The 19,712-nt window shown below is 50.1% G+C and carries 15 protein-coding genes; 11 read left to right on the top strand and 4 right to left on the bottom strand.

Annotated features, from left to right (window positions below; genetic code table 11):
* The first annotated feature begins 186 nt into the window (after positions 1–186).
* The 3 genes from FS628_RS24405 (at position 187) to FS628_RS24395 (ending at position 3,813) form a co-directional block, all read left to right on the top strand.
* A complete protein-coding gene (locus tag FS628_RS24405; RefSeq protein ID WP_145325759.1) occupies positions 187–753 on the top strand; it encodes a TetR/AcrR family transcriptional regulator in 567 nt (188 codons plus the stop codon).
* Between the two features lie 60 nt (positions 754–813).
* A complete protein-coding gene (locus FS628_RS24400; protein ID WP_145325569.1) occupies positions 814–2,766 on the top strand; it encodes an alpha/beta fold hydrolase in 1,953 nt (650 codons plus the stop codon).
* A gap of 99 nt (positions 2,767–2,865) precedes the next feature.
* Positions 2,866–3,813 carry an aminopeptidase gene (locus FS628_RS24395; protein WP_145325568.1) on the top strand — a complete coding sequence of 316 codons (948 nt, stop codon included), beginning with the start codon at positions 2,866–2,868 and terminating at the stop codon, positions 3,811–3,813.
* Between the two features lie 394 nt (positions 3,814–4,207).
* Here FS628_RS24395 and FS628_RS24390 read toward each other — a convergent pair whose 3' ends face one another.
* Positions 4,208–6,187, bottom strand: coding sequence for a methyl-accepting chemotaxis protein (locus tag FS628_RS24390; protein ID WP_145325567.1), 1,980 nt, complete (start codon positions 6,185–6,187; stop codon positions 4,208–4,210).
* Positions 6,188–6,277: 90 nt separating this feature from the next.
* Here FS628_RS24390 and FS628_RS31505 point away from each other — a divergent pair, with 90 nt between their 5' ends.
* The 6 genes from FS628_RS31505 (at position 6,278) to FS628_RS24365 (ending at position 13,423) form a co-directional block, all read left to right on the top strand.
* Entirely contained in the window at positions 6,278–6,454 is a 177-nt protein-coding gene (locus FS628_RS31505) for a hypothetical protein (protein ID WP_222125287.1), read from the top strand.
* A gap of 98 nt (positions 6,455–6,552) precedes the next feature.
* Positions 6,553–6,999 (top strand): chemotaxis protein CheW, encoded by a 447-nt coding sequence (locus tag FS628_RS24385; RefSeq protein WP_145325566.1) that lies wholly within the window; start codon positions 6,553–6,555, stop codon positions 6,997–6,999.
* Positions 7,000–7,363: 364 nt separating this feature from the next.
* Positions 7,364–10,567 (top strand): DEAD/DEAH box helicase, encoded by a 3,204-nt coding sequence (locus FS628_RS24380; protein ID WP_145325565.1) that lies wholly within the window; start codon positions 7,364–7,366, stop codon positions 10,565–10,567.
* A gap of 46 nt (positions 10,568–10,613) precedes the next feature.
* Entirely contained in the window at positions 10,614–11,426 is an 813-nt protein-coding gene (locus FS628_RS24375; protein ID WP_145325564.1) for a hypothetical protein, read from the top strand.
* A 403-nt stretch (positions 11,427–11,829) separates the two neighbouring features.
* Positions 11,830–12,798 (top strand): M15 family metallopeptidase, encoded by a 969-nt coding sequence (locus tag FS628_RS24370; protein ID WP_145325563.1) that lies wholly within the window; start codon positions 11,830–11,832, stop codon positions 12,796–12,798.
* Between the two features lie 223 nt (positions 12,799–13,021).
* Complete coding sequence (locus FS628_RS24365) at positions 13,022–13,423, top strand: RidA family protein (RefSeq protein WP_145325562.1); 402 nt, start codon at positions 13,022–13,024, stop codon at positions 13,421–13,423.
* Positions 13,424–13,647: 224 nt separating this feature from the next.
* Here FS628_RS24365 and FS628_RS24360 read toward each other — a convergent pair whose 3' ends face one another.
* The gene (locus FS628_RS24360; RefSeq protein ID WP_222125286.1) at positions 13,648–14,706 is read right to left on the bottom strand and encodes a copper amine oxidase N-terminal domain-containing protein; all 1,059 of its coding nucleotides are present in this window, start codon (positions 14,704–14,706) and stop codon (positions 13,648–13,650) included.
* A 261-nt stretch (positions 14,707–14,967) separates the two neighbouring features.
* Between FS628_RS24360 and FS628_RS24355 the strand changes: the two genes are divergently transcribed.
* Positions 14,968–15,444 carry a GNAT family N-acetyltransferase gene (locus FS628_RS24355; protein ID WP_145325560.1) on the top strand — a complete coding sequence of 159 codons (477 nt, stop codon included), beginning with the start codon at positions 14,968–14,970 and terminating at the stop codon, positions 15,442–15,444.
* A gap of 47 nt (positions 15,445–15,491) precedes the next feature.
* Positions 15,492–16,562: a Gfo/Idh/MocA family protein gene (locus FS628_RS24350; RefSeq protein ID WP_145325559.1), complete on the top strand. Its 1,071-nt coding sequence runs from the start codon at positions 15,492–15,494 to the stop codon at positions 16,560–16,562.
* 91 nt (positions 16,563–16,653) lie between these two features.
* On the opposite strand, the gene FS628_RS24345 is transcribed toward FS628_RS24350, so the two are convergent.
* A complete protein-coding gene (locus FS628_RS24345; RefSeq protein ID WP_145325558.1) occupies positions 16,654–17,022 on the bottom strand; it encodes a hypothetical protein in 369 nt (122 codons plus the stop codon).
* A gap of 97 nt (positions 17,023–17,119) precedes the next feature.
* Entirely contained in the window at positions 17,120–19,699 is a 2,580-nt protein-coding gene (locus FS628_RS24340) for a UvrD-helicase domain-containing protein (RefSeq protein WP_145325557.1), read from the bottom strand.
* Positions 19,700–19,712: the final 13 nt, after the last annotated feature.

Raw genomic sequence — 19,712 nt, 5'->3', positions numbered from 1 at the left:
TAATACTATATGTGGATATCTTGTGTGTATAATTTTCTAAATGTGGACAAGTGAGTGGAACTTAAGCAAGAGAGTATCTTTTGTTAACAGAAAAACTTGTTTTTATTTAACTAGTACTATATAGTTCTAATTATGACAAATCAAAAATCGATCACAGGATCTGCCAAATCCAAAAGTTCCAATCCGGTGAACCGGACGAAGGCGGTTGAAGTGGCTGCACAGTTATTCCTGCGTCAGGGATACAGCTACGTCAGCATGGATGAGGTCGTACGGGTAAGTGGAGTATCCAAGTCCAACATTTATTATCATTTTAAAAACAAGGAGGAATTGCTTCAGGCCGTGGTGCAGTACTGGATTGCCCAGTATGAATCGGAGTTGTACTTGCTGCTCAGTCAGCGTGAGCGAGGGGTGGAAGAACGCATCTACTCATTCATGGCTTTGCTATCGGCAGGCATTGAAGGCCGAAATTACGAAGGGAGCTGTCCTTTTGTTACGCTATATATGCAGACACCCGACACTGCACCCCAAGTGAAGGAGAGCATATCCAGATTCTTTCGGGAGCTTAGACCAATGGTGGAAAAGCTATTTCAGCAAGGTCTGGATCGCGGTGAATTTCGCCAGGGAATCGAGCCAGGACCGTCCGCTTTGTTATTTATTGCAGCCCTGGAAGGTTCACTTATTCTTGCGGGAACTGCCCGTGATGTAGGGATTATAGAACAGTCGGCACGTACGTTTTGTCAGATGCTTCGTTAATCGAAGCTCTTTTTTTGAATATAACTAGTACTACATAGTACTAAAAGGAGCTGTAACAGAATGAGTGTACATACGACAAGAATAAATAAGGTAATGGGCAAGGCTGATAATGCAGCAACGATCATCTTCATGACAGGCAGCACAGGTTTTATTGGCAAAGAAACGGTCAAGCAACTCACGCAGGGAGAGGCACAATTGCTCTTGTTGGTTCGTTCGGAACAGCGAGCCAGAACGGTGCTGAAGGCTTACGGAGTGAAGAATTTCGACCGAATTACATTTATTACGGGTGATTTATCCCATTCGGGTCTTGGAATGACTACAGCGGATCGGGAGCGTGCTCTTGAAGCAAATGTAATCATGCATGCGGGTGGAACCATGGACGTTACCTTGGACCGAAAAGTAGCAGAGCAGATATTTATGAACGGGGCCAGAGAAGTGGCACAGCTTGCACGGGAAATCCACCGTAACCACGGATTAAGACACTTTATCCACGTTGTTGGTTATATGAGTCCTTATGGAGAGCGGAATGCACAGGGGAACTATCTACAGGTTGAGCATGTGGATAACAATGAAAGTGCGTATGAAGAGATGAAGTTTCATGCCGATCTGCATATTCGCGAGCATGCAGAGCAGCATAACTATCCCTTATCCGTTGTGAATCCGAGTACAGTGGTTGGACCGCGTCCCACCGGTGAAACCGAGCAAACGGGTGGGATTGGCCTGCTCATTCAGGCGATTCAGAAAGGACTTATGCCGGTCGTGCCGGGAGGTTCATCCTATTGGTTACCGCTTGTGGAGAATGACATTGTTGCACAGACGCTTGTTTTTCTATCGAGGGAAACCGCTCCAGTCGGAGGAACCTATCCACTATTGGCGCGGAAGGAAGACAGTCCCAATATGAAGGAACTGTTGCAGCTTCTGGCACAGCAATTGGACGTACCCAAGCCCAAAGGGGCTGTGCCACTACCATGGATCCAATGGATCATGAAATCTGGGGGCACACGCATCAGTGGTGTTCCAGCGGAGTCGGTTGCTTTTATTACCAACCGGTCATTCCCGGTTGAAGAGACGGAGGCTCTGTTCACACGCATGGGGCAATCCTGGCCGGACATCCGGGAACAGCTTCCGCTGGTTACAGCCGATCTGGACTATCGTCTTCGTTATACGCCGCTACCTGAGGGTTTTCCGACAGATTATATTCGGTCGCGGAGCGGAAATATGGCTATGCTTGGTTGGGAAGGTGAGGGTGAGCCGTGGATTATTGTACATGGTTTGCTTCAATCTGCGGATGAGATGTTACCTTTGGGACAACAGCTTAGGGAACGGACCGGGAACCCGGTATGGTTAATCGATCTCGCTGGATTTGGACGGTCCCCTGTACATCAGGGGGATGAAGCATTTGAAGGTCAGGTGGATGCATTGCTTCAGGCGCTCGGTGAGTTTAAAGGTCCGGTGAAGCTGGTGGGTCATTCGATCGGTGCAGCTATTGCAGCTGCGGCACATATGCGTAGCGGGCGGACAGACATTCGGTTGGGTTTGCTTCAGCCAGTAGCTAACAATTCGAATCCGAATGTGCTGAGATGGATTTCGCGTTTGCCAAGAGGGGTGATGCGCTCTCTGCTGCGTGGCAGATCGGAGAAAAGTTGGATTCAAATGTTCAGTGCCTATAGCGGCGTAGGCGACGGCAGTGTTATGGCCCATACCATGGGCAAGAGAATACGCTCCAGTCTCCAATCCCCTCGCATTGCAGGAGCACATGCAGACCTGTTGCGCTGGATCCACTCGGGTCAGAGGAAAGGCGCGAGATCAACGTTGTGGGCGAAAATGGAAAGTCAGCATTATGCCAAGAATGCGCTGGTCGTATGGGCCAAGGAAGATCCGGAATATCACTATCCCCGGGATATGAACCCGAAGATCAAACGCATAGATGTGCCCTATGGACATTACTTTCCGACGTATCAGTATAAGGAAACAGCTTCAATCCTCGTCGAATGGTCTGATAACGTGAGATGAGTTCAGATTCGGTTCGGATATGCAGGAATCCCGTGCCAACTGTCGAAAGGGTCAAGTCGAGTTGTGAAGAGATGAACCAAAGACAGGAGAGATGAATGTATGAGTCAGCAACGTGTGGAGATTAGTAAAAATGTGCTAATCGAGTGTCTGGGACTACGTAGCGGAGAGAATCTGGTGGTTGTCGCAGACGATATGAAACGGGATTTGGCCGAATCCATCTATGAGGCAGGCAAAGCACTTGGAGCAGAATCAGTCCTGTTAATCATGAAGGAACGCAGCAGATCCGGTGAAGAGCCACCTGCGCCAATCGCGGATGCCATGATTCGGGCAGATGTAGCCGTGTGTGTAACGCGATATTCATTAACGCATACCCAAGCACGCAAACAAGCTGCTGCATCAGGAACTCGAGTGGCAACCATGCCTGGCATGACAGAGGATATGTTTGTGAACGGAGCAATTACGGCTGAATACTCACAAGTAAAGGCATTAACCGAGAAGGTGACAGCTCTATTAACTGCAGGTCGTCATGTACGAATAGAGAAGCAGGGGCATAGTCTGTCCTTTTCCATTGAAGATCGTAACGGTGTACCGAGCACAGGCATGTACTTGAACCCCGGTGAATCAGGCAATTTGCCATCTGGAGAAGCCTATATTGCTCCGGTTGAGGGTAAAGGCGAAGGCCGTATTGTTGTAGATGGCTCCGTTGCTGGAATCGGTGCACTTCGTGAACCGATGATATTAACCGTCAAGGAAGGACGTTTGGTTTCAGCTGAAGGCCCGGATGGGGCGCAATTACTGGCAACACTTGGCGAGGGGGATGGTCGCTTTCTCGGCGAATTCGGAATTGGGACCAATAACAAGGCGAGAATCACGGGTGTAGTGCTGGAAGATGAGAAAGTGTATGGCACGATTCATGTGGCCTTTGGCAGCAATAATACATTCGGTGGAACGATTGCCGCCGGTGTGCATATCGATGCAGTTGTGCAAAAGCCGGATGTGTATATCGATGATAAGCTGATTATGCGTCAGGGTGAACTGGTGGAATAACCAGAGTGAAGCAAATCGGGCATGTCCACAACGTGTCCACAGTAATGGATAACTGGGGCGAAAATTCAGATTTTACGTCAGATTTACAAACAAATACACAACATGTCCACATTAAAATAATGAATATCCACATGAAACGCTAAACATATCCACAGCATGTGTGCAATATGTGCACAACTTATCCACAAATCAGGTATAACTCATGTTTTCACTCCATAAAACAGCCATTTTGGAGCGAAAATATAAGTTATCCACAGAAATTCCGTTTTTTTGTTCCAAGTATTTGAAAACATAGAAACAGATCCATAAATATGGGGATAAAAAAGACCAAAGATCGGCATCAAGCTGATCTTTGGTCTTTTTTTGCAACGAAATTAATGAGATTGATGTCAGGTTACTTACTCTCCGTATTGAAACGACTGACTTCCAATAGCAACTGATCCGCATGATCCGATAATGCTTTGGCGGCATCTGCGATATTACCAATGGACTCGGATTGCTCCGTGGTCGAAGACGCAGCTTCTTCGGTCGAAGCTGCACTTTGCTCGGCAACCGCTGCGAGCCCTGTAATGACGTCAGAGACCTGAGCAGCACCTGATTTGATACTGTTCATGCCCGAAGTAATGGAATTGATCTGATGAATAATCTCCTCAATGGACTGACGGATATTCTCAAAAGAAGCCGACGTCTCTGCCATAGAGTCAGATTGCGCTGAACTATTCAACCTGAATTGCTCCAGCTCTGCTGCACTTTGCTGACCTGCATGATTGAGATCATTCAACAGCTGATCGATACCCGCTACAGACTGGGAGGACTGTTCTGCCAGTTTGCGAACCTCACCCGCCACCACCGCGAATCCTCTGCCATGCTCTCCAGCACGGGCAGCTTCAATAGATGCATTCAAGGCCAGCAGATTGGTTTGAGCCGCAATATTCTTAATACTGCCCGTAATTTCGGAGATTGCTCCAATTTTGCTAAGTAGTAGTTCATTGGATGTTTCGACCCGAGTCGTGGATTGTTGTCCGACTTCAGAAAGATCCATCTGGCGGCTGATAGCACTTGTACCGCTTTCCATGGCCTGAGTAACATCCAGTATGGTTTGCGAAGCTTGATGAGCCTCATCTGTAATTTGGTCAATGACTTGATTAATGCCAGATACCATCTCTGCACCGGATTGGATGGATTCAGCCTGTTCGCCTGCACCCTTGGCAATCTCTTCAATGACTGTGGAGATCTGGCCTGCAATTTCATTGCTGCCGGAAGCTTCCTTATACATCGTTTGAGAAGAGGCCTGTACTTGCTGTGCAGAGTGATCCACTTGTTGAATCAATTGACGCAGAGAAGTGGACATGGCATTGAAAGAAGTGCCTAACTGGGCGATTTCATCTTTACCTTTGACGGCAACTTGCACCGTAAGGTCTCCTGCGGCCAATTGTTGCGCACTGTTCTTCATATTCAGCAGGGGTTTAATCGTTCTGAGCGCGAAGAAGTAGGCCAGAGCTGCCAGAATCACAGTGAAAATAACGATAAACGCCAGATACAGCTGTCTTGTCTTGGTGAATTCCGCCAAGGCTGCTGCTTTGGAGATGGAGGTTGCCACAATCCAGTTGGTATTCGGAATTTTCTCGTAATAGATTAACTGCCGATCGTTATTATACGTGTATTCCGACAATCCGTTAGGTTGCTTAAGCATCGTGCCCACAATATCGGTATAGTCACTTTGTTCGGCAAGAGGTGTATTCAACAGCTCATGATTCGGATGTGAGAGCACAACACCCTTCTGGTCCAGCAAAAAGGTAAATCCGTTATCTGTATGGATCGAATTAATCTCATCCTTAATGGAATCGAGTGAGATATTTTCCGATATGGCACCTTGGAAATTCCCATTCTCGTCATGTAGCGGCACACCGATAAATATGGACTGTATGCCGGCCTTGGTGACATAAGCATCACTGAACGTGAGTTGATTCGACGCTTTAATGGCCACGTACCATGGACGCTCGCGTGCATCGAAGGTTGCATCCGGGATAAAACCTGCTCCGTCTAGATATGTACCGTCTTCGAGACCGAAATAAATGGTGGCGATATCCTCTTTGTTGGAGGCCAGTTGGAAAGCTTGCAGATGCTCCATGCTGATCTCATTGAGTGGTACCGTATCATCAATGACTTTGCCCAGTGTTTCAATGACTTTGGCTTGAGTTAGAGCCCATCCATTGACTTCTGTTACTGCTTTTTGGACTGTGCTTTGCAACTCATTATCCACGGATTCTGTCGCTTGCTTTTCAATCACGTACAAAGCGATATAGCTAAGTGGCGCTGCGAGCAGAATACAGATGGTGGTGACGATGATAATAACTTTGGTTTTGAGCGTCATGATTTTCCTCTTTTCTGATCCTGTATATACTATTTATATCGGTAGTTTATGCTGTGATTTTATATGGCCTTTGGTAGATGAACTGAACGGATGAGAATCAAGTCGCTGCATGGGCACAAACAAATGAACAAAGCAAAGACAGTAACCGGTAATGCAACGTCTATTGAAGTTGGCAAAATTGATCTGAAGCCTAAACATTTGCTTGAAAATAACCGATACACCAAAGTAACAACTAATGGGACGAAAGTACCTGTGGTGACTTGGTGAATGTGAATCATAAGCAGGTCACTTTGCCAAATAAAGTGCTCTTCTTGTAGTTTTATTTAAATATTTTACATGGATCTGATTATACGGAATGAGAGGGTATGGGGATAATTATGGACGAGGGAATGCAATATATTAATTTTTCGGTAGGAGACCAGATCTTTGCACTTCGAATTGATGAAGTTCATGAGATTATCAGAATGGTGCAGGTAACAACAGTTCCATTTGGAAGTCCGGAGATCCGGGGCTTTGCTTCGTTGTACGGTAAGGTCGTTTCAGTTGTGAGTCTTCGTGTATTGTTAGGCATGCCGGACCAGGAGGATACCTCTTCTACTCGTATTATTGTGGTGCCTTACAAAGGTGGATTCGTGCCGCTGATCGTAGATATGGTCGATTCTGTTGTAAGTTATGATCGTTTCGAGGAACCAGCTGAGGAACACCGCCGTTTCATGCTTGGTGTTTTTGACAAGATCGGGTTCTGTGAAGACCATCGTGCAGGCATTTTGAATCTGGATGTATTGCTGGGCAGCTTGATCAGATCATCGTAATGTAACGATCCGTAATTCTTTCAATATTCAGTATTATCCTTCGGTTGACCCAAATGTTCCTCATCCGCTTTTCGGGAGAAGGGACATTTTTTTGTGCCGCTAGGGCGTGTCTGAAAACTCCGAAGGAAGCAGATTTTGCCGAATTTTCGTTCCAAGCAAGAAAGTTTTCCGCAGGCGTGTCGGGGCACGTCAAGGGAAATTGACGCAGCAGGGGGAGAAAAGGGGGTAAAAGATGCACTTCAGTGAGTTTTGAGACACGCCCTAACCATCGAAATAACCACTTTTTATGGGTAAAGGTTTTTAAATCCGGTCATTTTCGTATATGATGGAGAGTAACAATGCGAAGGGATGACGGGAGACTTTAATGATGCAATCGCTGTATGGAGTATGGCTTGGTGACGTATTTTTTTGTTTTTCCGGTGAAACATCGGAACCGCGTGTGGATGCATGGAGCCACGTGGTAAGAAGGTTGAATTTTGGCGACGGGGGTCGTCTGTTTCAACCTGCCGCTCTGCGTCTTGCAGAGCTGCGCTGGCCGAATCCGCTGAGGAACACGGCTGAAGCCAAGAACACGAAGCGGCGTCAACTGCTGGGACGCACATTGGAAGGCTTGGCAGTCCTGCCCAAGGATGCCTTCAGGTTGCTGCTGCAATGGGATGACCGTTTATTCAACGCAGCCGGAATTCAGGTGGGAGAAGAGATGCGTTACTGGATCAAAGCGGCGCAGTTCACACAGGAGCTGCTGTTGCGAGGGGCAATTGCTCCATCGGCTGAATTCGCAGCAAAGACGGGCGCACGTCGACGGACTGGGCAAGAGACATTGACAGGAGTATGGCGGCCACGCTTGCAGTCAGAGGAGGACATTGAACGCTTCCGCGACCTCGCTGAAGCGATGCCTCCTATTGGATTAGCTGCTCCCGGGGCCTATGCTTCATTGGAACCGGAAACACGTGAGGAAGCAGGGGCGGCGGTATTATTTTCATTCATGAGTGGCATGATTCATGCTGTAGTGACGAGTGAGCTGGAGGGGATGGACAGTGAGTTGTCCCGTTACCGCACACCATATCGACGTGGATCTTCGCCAGTAGGTGAGCTCTGGTGGAACAGTCTGATCTCGATGTTCCGACCTGTAACGGTGCAAGGACCTACGGATGATATGACAGCCTTTATTCATACATTACAGGATGCCGGTGGAACCACGATGCCGGTCGTAGGAGCAGAAGAAATGGCGCCTGCCGAAGGCCAATTGAAGCTGGTGCTCCGGCTGGAGCCGCCGCTGGGTGAGCATGAAACGATCTGGGGAATCAGCTTTTGGGTGGACAGTGAGCAGGAAACGAGCCTGAGGTTGCCTGTACGTACCATCTGGGCACATCCGGAGCGTGATCTTGACCGGGGGAAAGTGTTATATACCTCGGCGGCAGAACAGTTGTTGATGGCACTCGGGCATGCAGCAGAACTGGCACCTGAACTGGAGACGGCGCTGCTCACACCTCGTCCAGAGGGAATCAAGCTGGAGCAGCAGGGTTTCTTTGAATTTCTTACGCATGCCGTTCCGCGTCTGCAAAAGGCCGGAATAACCGTTCTGATGCCTTCCAAATGGAGTCGTGCCGGGAAACGTCGTGCGGGACTGCGTCTGCAGATGTTGAATCGGGGAACAGAGCGGTTGCCTGGAGCCACATCGGCACTGGGCATGGAACAATTGGTTGCTTTCAAGGCGGAGCCTATGCTGGATGGTAAACCGGTCACGGCGGAGGAACTGGCAGCGCTCGCTGAATCGACTGTTCCATATGTCATGTTCCGCGGTGAATGGATTGAAGTGGATACGAAAGAGATTCGCCAAGTCCTGCGATATATGAAAAAAGAAGAAGAACAATATATGCCTCTCTCCGAATGGCTGCATCTGGCTGCGGATGAAGGGGAGGATTCCGCATGGAAGGGGCTTTCCGTCTTCGGTGCAGAATCCGATGGGTTGCTCGCTTTCCTGCTCGATGGACAGGTGCTTCGCAGTATTGAGCCCCGTCAGGTACCGGCAGAATTGCATGGTGAATTACGACCTTATCAGGAACGGGGTTACCAATGGTTATCCGCTATGCGTGAGCTGGGCTTCGGCGTATGTCTCGCGGACGATATGGGACTAGGAAAGACAATTCAGGTAATCACCTGTCTGCTGGATCGAAAACATGAGGAACGGCAGGCAGCCGAAGAGGAAGCGCGTGAGAATGAGCTGTTGAATGGATCGGATGATTCTTTCCCGGCGGATCAGCACACGAATGAGCAGCCTGTTCATCTGCCTGCACTTATTGTGTGTCCTACCTCGCTGCTTGGAAACTGGCAGCGTGAGCTGAAGCGGTTTGCCCCGGATCTGTCGCTGTACATTCATCATGGCGGACAACGGCTGCACGGGAATGATTTTCAGGCAGAAGCGCAGACGCATGACATTGTACTGACGACCTATCATCTGGCAGGCAGAGATGGGCCGGATTTGGCTTCGTTACACTGGTCCACCATTGTGCTGGATGAGGCTCAATATATTAAGAACTACCGTACCAAGCAAGCGCAAAGTGTGATGCGTCTGTCTACACTTCATCGTATTGCGATGACGGGCACACCTGTAGAGAACCGACTGAGCGAACTCTGGTCTATTTTCCAGTTCCTCAATCCGGGGTATCTGGGCACAGCTTCATCGTTCCGTCAGCGTTATACAGGACTGGGACCATCCGAAGAAAATGCAGCATCCTTGCGTGAGCTTCATCGACTGGTATCTCCATTCATGCTGCGCAGGCTGAAAAGTGATCCGGATATTCGCAAGGATCTGCCAGAGAAGCTTGAACTGAAATCCTATTGTTCGCTGACGCCGGAGCAGACGGTGTTGTACCAACGCGTGGTAGACGATCTGATGGGGGGCCTGGATGGCAGAAACGGCATTGCCCGGAAGGGGATTGTTCTGTCATCTCTGACCAAGCTCAAGCAGATCTGTGATCATCCAGTGCTGGCGGACAGCAATCGGAAAGACCATGGCAAGGCAGAGGCATCCGGCAAGATGGAACGATTGCTTGAACTGCTGGACGCCATCCGCGATAACGGGGAATCTGCCCTGATCTTCACTCAATATGTTGCTATGGGAGATCTGCTGGTAGCACGATTGAAACAGCGATATGAGGAAGAACCGTATTTCCTGCATGGTGGTGTGTCGAAGGCGCAAAGGGACGATATGGTGGAGACTTTCCAAAAAGGAGAGGGGCCGTCCATGTTTGTTCTATCTCTTCGTGCCGGAGGTGTAGGTCTGAATCTGACACGTGCGAGTCATGTGGTTCACTATGATCGGTGGTGGAATCCCGCGGTCGAGAACCAGGCGACGGACCGTGTATTCCGAATCGGGCAGAATCGCAATGTGCAGGTGCACAAGCTGATCTGTCAGGGAACGCTGGAGGAACGGATTGATGAACTGATTGAGAGCAAGAAGGCACTGTCCGAACAGGTCGTCGGTTCAGGTGAGAACTGGCTGACAGAGATGTCGGATGATGAGCTGCGTGGTCTGATCTCGCTTCAGGGTGAGACGTGGCTGTGACCTTGAACATTCAGAGGAATATAGATGTTGAGAAAGGGGGATTGTTGTGAGCGAAAAATGGAAGATCGAGCTGCATATGTCCCCCGGTGGATGGACAGCAGAAGTAAATACAGCAGCGGATGCGGACCAGGAAGTTTCCGTTTCCGCTTCCGCTGCTGAGGGCAAGACCGGATCAGCCGCAGGCATGTTCACGGTCACGGGAACGCCGGCGCGACTGAGCGAAGCCCAGCGCGAGGCTGTACTGGCTCAGCTGCGCCAGCGCCCGCTGACGCTGTACGCCCTGCTGCGCGGCGGCCCGGCGCCTGAGGAGCTTGCCGGGCTACTGCCGGCAACGCTCGCGCCCGAGGGCTCGCCAGGCGCAGCCACGGCCAGCGCGGCCGTGGCGTGCACCTGCGGCCGCCCGGGCTGCGCGCATGCCGAGGCCGCTGAGCGCGCCGTAGCCGCGCGCCTCGCGGCCGAGCCGCTGCTGCAGCTGGCGCACGCCGGCCTGCCGCGCGAAGCGCTGCTCGCCGGCGTGCTGGGGGCATGGGCGGAGGAACTCGCCCATGATCCCAGCGGCCCTGGCCGCGCAGCGGAAACAGCTGGCCGCCCGCAAGTGCGGGGCGGCGAAGGCGGCGCAGCCGTCGGCGAGTGGATCGCCGAGGCCGCCGCGGACGGCGCCATGCACCAGCCGGGGCCGGGCTTTGGCGCCGTTGAGGTGCGCCTCGCGCGACCAGGCAAGCCGCCGGCGTTGCCGGAGCTGACGGCGCTGTTGCCGGGCGTGCCGGCCACCGCAGGGCTGGACTTGATCCGCGAGCGTGTAGCCGCGCGGATGTGGCAGGCTGTCCAGAAGAAGACGGACAGCCCGGCAACCAAATGATGCACCCATCAGAGCGGGGGAGATCTCAGATCACCCCTGCTTGTTTTTATTGCAGCATGTTGCATTATTTGATTTAATTCATTTCCCGGTACAAGATGAATTTTGTCTTTATCCAACAATGCTCATTAGTTAAAGTGCAACTAGGTATAATCATTTTTTTTGCATATTGGATATATGAAGGCTTATTCTCATTTCACTTCTATGGTGTACAGCACTGGGATATTGCTCTAAAAGTCCAAAAAACGATCATACAAGCTGTGCAGCCCATATATATTCATCCGGATCTCTTCTAAAGGAGGTCTTTACAGGTGGAGCTTCACTCCCAATTAAGGTATACTGTCGCAGGGAACACTGCACGCAGACAACTATATAACATTTATATTATTGCGATAGGAGTTTTTATATGAAATCACGTACAGGAAGACAGCGCCGGATTGTGGTTATGCTGTCCTCATTAATGATATGCGGAGCATTGCTTGCCGCTTGCCAGAATGGCACAGAGGAGAGCCAAGATCCGAATGGAGCAGGTAAGACACAACAAGAGTCGGACGGCACAACGGTTCATTTTACGGAGGATAAGGGAACGGACGGCGACAATGCTGGTGGTGATGATACGTCATCTTCTGGCAACAGCGATGAGGGCACAGGCAGTGAGTCAGATAATGGTTCAGCTGGCGAAGAGCAGGGTTCTTCAGACGATGGCAATGGTGCGACAGCCGAAGATCCACTGCTGGAGAAACGCAGCATCAGCGCACTGCAAACGACAATTGATGCACAATCCGTGGTGACGAATGCCGAGTCTATGACCGTCATTGTCAACAAGCAACGCAGTCTGCCGGAAGGGTACGAGCCGGACGATCTGGTAGAGCCGAATGTACCGTTCTCCTTCGACGAACCACACGAGAAGCGCCATATGCGCAAGGAAGCTGCCGAGGCACTGGAGAAGTTGTTTGCAGGTGCAAAGGCGGATGGCATCGAGCTTCGTGCGGTGTCTGGCTATCGTTCATATCAGCGTCAGGTATCCATCTACAACAACAATGTCAAAACCAAAGGTCAAGAGTACACAGATCGCGTGAGCTCTGTACCCGGCAGAAGTGAACATCAGACGGGTCTGGCCATTGATGTATCCAGTCCGAGTGTAGGCAATGTGCTGGAAGAGGTATTTGGCACATCGAAGGAAGGCCAGTGGCTGGCTGAACACGCTGCAGAATATGGATATGTCATCCGTTATCTGCAAGGTGAAGAAGATACGACAGGTTACGTCTATGAGCCTTGGCATATCCGGTACATCGGTACGGATTTGGCGTTGGATGTAGCGAAGAGTGGATTAACTCTGGAAGAATACTTCGATGAGGCTAATATTAAGTTGTAATCCGGATGCTTTATTCTTAAAGATAAGATACTAATTTTCCTGAAATCCCCTGAATGACTGTCCTTGATCTAAACAATGGGTTCAGGGGATTTTTTTCTGTTCAAAAATGATGTTGGAATTAAGATGAAATTAAACTTCATTCCATTGTTTTAGATGATGATAGACTGATATAATTCATGTTTAATCCGAAGAGACAAATACAACCAAAGCGAGGGACGAGAGAATGAGCAGACAGCAGGTTTTTACGGGCTCCCCATGGGAACCGTTGGTGGGATATTGCCGTGCCATCCGTGTAGGTAACCGAATTGAAGTGGCAGGGACAACGGCGATGCAAGATGGTGTGGTTGTTGGTGCAGGTGATCCTTATGCACAGACGAGGTTCATTTTGCAGACGATTGAGAACGCACTGAAAGAGTTGGGTGCTGACATGTCGCATGTGGTGAGAACCCGGATGTTTGTGACCGATATCTCCAGATGGGAGGAAGTTGGCAAGGCGCACGGTGAATTTTTTGGACAGATCCAGCCTGTAGCCACGATGGTTGAAGTTAGCGCACTCATTGATCCCTTGTTGATGGTTGAGATTGAAGTGGAAGCGATTGTTGAAGATGAAGGGAAACCGGAATAATTGTATCGCTAAATAGTCACAAAAAATAACTCCATAAACTAAAAAACAACCTTATCCATGCCTGTCAAAAGACAGGCGGATAAGGTTGTTTTTGATTAGGCTAGCCGTGTAGCTGGCTGGTCATCATGATGCGCCACACTCAATTCAACATATGGCAGAAGATGTATGTGGTTTGCAATATACAGCATCAGCACATGCTTAGTCCGCGCTTTTCACAAACCGTATTATTTTGCTTCCAGTTCTGCTGCTGGTGCTTCCACAACCACTTTCCATGCTGTTCCGATTGGAGGCAGGCTGCGTGTCAACACAGGGCTGTAAAAGCCGATAACTTTGGCATCTTTGGTCAGTTCTTCAGCTTTTACCGTTTCACCTTCGTGGTTCACGATCAGTGTGTCTTTATCGATGTTCAGCACGACATGGTCAGGAGCTGTTTCTGTTAACCGTGTACCTGTGATCTCAATCTGTGAGATAAGTCCTTCTGCAGTTTTTACATTTTCAATTGTACCCGCTGTACCCAGAAGCTCTTTAGGTTGTGCCTCAGATGCTGTAGCCGCATCCAGTACAGTGACTTTATAGGTCGGCGTTTGTGGTGGTAGACTGCGGGTAGTGATCTGGGAATGCTCAGCTTCCACGTTCATGCCAATGGCCAGATCAGTCAGTGCAATCTCTTTCCCCTCAACTGAGATGAATTTTGTCTCATCGCTCAGATTGAGCACAATACCATCCGTACCTGCACCGCCAATCTGGATGGACTTATATTTATCTTGGTTCGAGATTCTGGTAATTACACCACGTTCAGTAACCGTCTTCACGTCCTCTTCACTGGAGATGGTCACTTGATTCCCCGTTGTGTTCACTTGTCCATGCAGAGCTTTTTCAGCAAAAGCAGCCGGTACATACAATTTGCCGCCTGTGATTTCGGGCGCTGTGCCCAGCGTGAGCAGCATTTTATTCACGGAATATTGATCCTTGCCTGTGATTACCTGTGTCCAGAGAGCACCACGAGTCAGCTCTGCAGTTTTAGTTTCTTTATTCCATTCCAGTTCAATACCCAGTGCGTCGGTAAGATCACGCAGCGGGATCATGGCTACTTTGCCATCCTTATTCCAATAACCATCAGAGATGGATGCACCATTCACGGATACGTTTACTACTCTCACTGCGTTACTATCTGCTGAAACGGATGTTTGATGGACTGGTTGTGTGTTGTCCAGTGTTGCTGCATAAGCGGCTCCACCACCCAATGCCATGGATAGGGCCATCAGTGCACTTACTTTTTTCATGTTGTTGTTCATCAATATTCATCCCTTCTAATCTGTGTACTGACGCGGTAAAATCTTCCTTAAGGCCGCGCTACATGTTTATAGACGGGACAACTTGATCCATTGTTGCAGTTGGAATGCATAGAATGTAAACAGCATGTTAGTTTAGTTTTGAAAGTTCGCATGTATTCCAGGTTATCAGCAGCAAGATCAGGTTAATTTCAGGTAAGTGGCCTAACCTTTGTCCCATTTCACATTCAAGTACGAGGAGGAACGAATTAGATGAGTGATATGTTGGTAGCGCTCTATCGTTTGCCGGAACAAGAGAGTGGACTGAGAACGCTGGAGGAATCCTCCATTGTGATTCGAAGAGCCATTGCCCCAGAGAAACAGCTTGTACTGGATTGGGTAAGGTCACATTTTAGGCAGGCTTGGGTGGATGAATGTGATGTCGCTTTTACACGTCAGCCCGTGTCCTGTTATATTGCGGTTGAGCATGGGAAAATGATTGGTTTTGCCTGTTACGAAGCGACATGCCGCAACTTCTTTGGACCCACAGGTGTGAGCCAGGATGCACGGGGCAAAGGTGTAGGCACAGCCTTGTTACTGGCCTGTATGCATGCGATGAAGGCGGATGGGTACGGGTATGCCATTATCGGATCAGCGGGACCTGTGGATTTCTATGCCCGAACATTGGGTGCCGTGAAGATCGAAAATTCAACGCCGGGTATTTACGAAGGTATGCTGCGGGCAGACTAGACGATAATGATGTTCTGGAAGTTGTGTAAAAGGAAGGGAGGACGAAGATGAGCACGAAACAAATGCTACACATTGGAATGATCGGTACGGGATCAATCTCGGATCTTCATATGAGGTGTTACGCCAAAAATGAGGATGCTGTCATCTATGCGATCTGCGATCTGAACGAAGAACGGGCTAAGGCTGCTGCACAGAAGTATGATGCTCAATCCGTGTACACCGATTATCGGGAGATGCTGGAGGACCCGCATGTGGATGCCGTCAGTATCTGTACCTGGAATAATACACACGCCGAGTTTGCCATTGCTGCACTGGAGGCAGGCAAGCATGTACTGCTGGAGAAACCGGTCGCAACCAATGTGGAAGATGCACTGCGGATTGAAGAAGCGGTGAAGAAGAGTGGACGTACGTTTATCGTTGGATTTGTGCGGCGTTATGATAACAATATGCAGATGATGCGCAGATTCATTGATGCCGGGGAGTTTGGTGAACTGTATTATGCCAAAGCTTCCATTCTGCGGCGTCACGGCAATCCAGGCGGTTGGTTCGCTGACAAAAGCCGTTCCGGCGGAGGCCCCCTGATTGATCTGGGCGTACATATTATCGACCAATGCTGGTATCTGATGGGCAGACCGAAACCTGTTTCGGTCAGTGGTAATACGTATCGGAAGCTGGGCAATCGTGCCCATATCGAACATCTTTCTTTTTACAAGGCAGCCGACTACAGCGCAGCTGTGAATGATGTGGAAGATATGGCGAATGCGCTCATTCGGTTTGAGAACGGGGCTTCGCTGGCAGTGGATGTGAGCTTTACTCTGCATGCACGTGAGGATGAGTCTTCCGTGAAACTGTATGGCGAGCACGGGGGATTTGAACTGGAGCCAGAGACGCTGATCGTCACGGAGAAAAATAATACCATTCTGAATATTGAACCCCAGACGGATAATACGGGTCTCCATATTCATAGTGCATTCCAGAACCAGATTGACCACTTTGTGGATTGTTGTCTGAACGGTACAGAACCGATCAGTCCAATCGCGGATGGTGTGACTTCCACGCGCATGCTATGCGCAATCTACGAATCGGCTGAGAAAGGGCAGGAGATTCGTCTGGATTAAATCCATTTCACGTTCCTGTTGTGCTTCTTCATATAACAAAAGCATGCGTCCTCCGCGTGATCTGCGGCTGCGCATGCTTTTTGGCATCTTGTCATTTGTTCAATGGTGAATTCTCGTACCCCGGGTCATCGTAATCCGTATCCTGCAGCCTCGGAAGCACGTTCATGCTCTCGATCGCCTGCCGGGTGTCCGGCGTGCCATGGTCATACAGAAAAGTGTACAGCAAGGTCATGCCATCCGAAAATTGCTCTGTTGCCTCATCATGATCTGCCGACTTGTAGGGTACCGGAGCCCGTTGCAAGGTATAGGCATCATCATCCTGAAGCACCTTCATCAGATCTTTCAATCGGCCCAACTGTTCATCATCCACCAGCACTTCAAAGGGTGTAGATTCATTCTGTGTTTGCTCAATAAGATTATGTGTTACCGATACATACAGATGTTGTTTGCCGTCCTGCATAATCCAACCTCCATTCTGAAATGGAAAAAAGACGCTTCTACTGTTAATAAACAGCAAAAAGCGCCCTGAAACGAGCCATAACGGTATCCTGTTTCGTTTATTTCCCAAATCTCCCCGTTACGGGAACCTGACGAGTACCGGCCTCCATCGATCCTGAGCACAGGGGACAGGCGGGAGGGCCCGATGATGCCTTCTTGGTTGCTTTTGAAGGTACAGCCGGCTGCTGTCTTAGCCACGCTTTGCAGGTGGACGAACTGCATTTCCAGATCGCAACGGTCTCCGTACGCTCAGCATTACCTGAACCTGAAGTGTGCGACTTTGAACTGGAGGAACTTGCAGCTGTCGGACTCACACCTGTGGTACTAAATGCCTTATGGTTGCGAATTTCACCACTGCCACGTCGTTCCCCAAGGCGATCCTCGTCACGTTCGTTGTGGACCTCGAACTCACGACGGTCACTGTGGCTGATTGCACGACGCTGAGCCATATCCCGACCTTCGGAACGAGCACCCGAGCCCGAGCGGGCATACGGTCCATTACCTTTACCATATGAAGTCTGACCGCTCGTCCGGCTCTCCTCACGAGGTTTGCGTTTGTCCGGAACTTCCATGCCGAAGGCTTCAAGCAGGAAGCGGGACACATCCGCTGGCTTTCCGTGATGGCTTGCGGGGGAGGTGACATACAAGTACTGCTTGGCCCGTGTGATGGCAACATAGGCGAGTCTGCGTTCTTCTTCCAGCGCCATGTCCAGCTCGGCGTCTGTCTGCTGCATAGCAAGTGCAGCTTTCTGATCCTCAGGAATATCCTGGCGCAGTGCTGTACTGTGAGGCACAATGCCTTCACTGGCTCCAATCCAGTACACACAAGGAAATTCCAGTCCTTTGGCCCGGTGAATGGTCATCAGCTGTACCGCGTCACTGTCCTGTGCACGGCGCAGAGATTCCATCTCACGGTGTCTGCGGGAGAGCTCATCCGCGAATTGAATGAACTCTTCCACCGTTTCGAATTTTTTGACAGCAGCTTCGAATTCATCTAGGGTTTCCAGCATCGTTTCCTTATAATGGGTGAAGATGCTGGGATCACCACTTTCCATATACTTGTCGTAGAACTGTCTGCGCATCTCCTGAATGGCAATGATGGGCTTCAGTTTGTGCAGTGATTTGATCAGCTTAATGCGTTCCTTGACCTGTTCCTGCTGGAACGGTTTTAGCTTGTCCCATTTCACCAGATGGATGAGCGGATATTTCTTCGCCTGTTGTTGTTCACAGCGCTGAATCCACTCCAGACCCGCATCACGTGATACGTAGAGCGGTCCCAATGCACTGGGGAGAGCATCCATGGCACGTGGATCAAGGGACAGACGCAGATGATCCATCAGGGGTCTGATGAGAGACTGGTCATAGAAGACCGGAGAAGCACCATGCTGTACAAAAGGCACATCTTTCAACACAAGCTGCTCAAATACAGCCCGGCTGCTGCTGGCTGTCCGGTGAAGAATTGCAATGTCACGATAGGTGTGTTGCCCTTCTTCAACCTGTTGACACAGCTGGTTTACGACCCACGCCGCTTCTTCCTCCGCATTGGAGGGTGTAGCGAAACGGGGCGCATCGCCGCGGTTTCCAGCGGCACGCAGCCGTTTGTCACGTCTGCGTTTATTGCGGGCGACCAGTTCGCTTCCGAGTCCCAGAATGCGTGCATCACTGCGATAATTAATATCCAGCGTCACGATGCGTGCACCTGGGTATACTTTATCGAATTCCAAAATCGATTCCTGGCGTGCGCCATTAAAGGTATAGATCGTCTGGTCATCGTCTCCCACAACCATCAGGTTGCGGTGGGCGGAAGCCAGTTTCTGTACAATCTCATATTGCAGATGATTGGTATCCTGGAACTCATCCACCATAATGTACTGAAAACGCTTCTGAAGCGGCCCCAGAACAGCAGGATCACGAAGCAGCGCAGCTGCACGTAGCAAAATATCATCAAAATCCATTTTGCCGCGATCCTGCTTCCAGGCTTCGTAACCAAGCAGGACACGCTTGGCATCGCGTTCTTCCTGCGATTTCTCAGGCAGATCGGTTGTTTCCGATCCTTGCATCTTCCATGCGGACAGCATGGCCAGCAGACTTTCGGGCTGGAAGGCTTCACTCATGCCATTTTGGCGAAGAAGCATCTTCAGCACCGTATGCTGGGCTCGCGACTCGCCAAAGATCTCTTCCTGCACACCGTAATGACGCAGCAATGTCAGGGCAAAAGAGTGGAAGGTGCGAGCTTGCACGGCTCTTGCAGCTGCTGGGCGTATTCCTGGCAAAGCCGCGATCCGGTCTTTCATCTCGGTGGCGGCCTTGTTGGTGAACGTCACCAGCAGGATACTGCCTGCATGTACGCCACTGACCTCTATGAGATAGCCAGCTCTTGCAGCCAGCACAGTTGTTTTGCCACAGCCGGCTCCGGCGAGCGTCAGAATGGGTCCTCTGCCGTGACGGACTGCCGAGATTTGTGGTGCGTTTAACTTGATGCCTGCCTCTTCCAGAGAGCGAAAATAAAAGGCATCCTGTTGATCACTGCCCACGAGTTGCCGACTGGTCTCCAGCGGAGCAGACGGGGACTGGGGCAGGGACGCCGCCGGGGTAACCCCGAGCGGACGGGGGTAGAACGTTGAGTTCGGACTTAACATGTTTCATCCACCT

Origin of the sequence: Paenibacillus xylanexedens (assembly GCF_007676705.1) — a bacterium.
Classification (GTDB): domain Bacteria; phylum Bacillota; class Bacilli; order Paenibacillales; family Paenibacillaceae; genus Paenibacillus; species Paenibacillus xylanexedens_C.
This window is presented reverse-complemented; position numbering and strand designations above follow the sequence as displayed.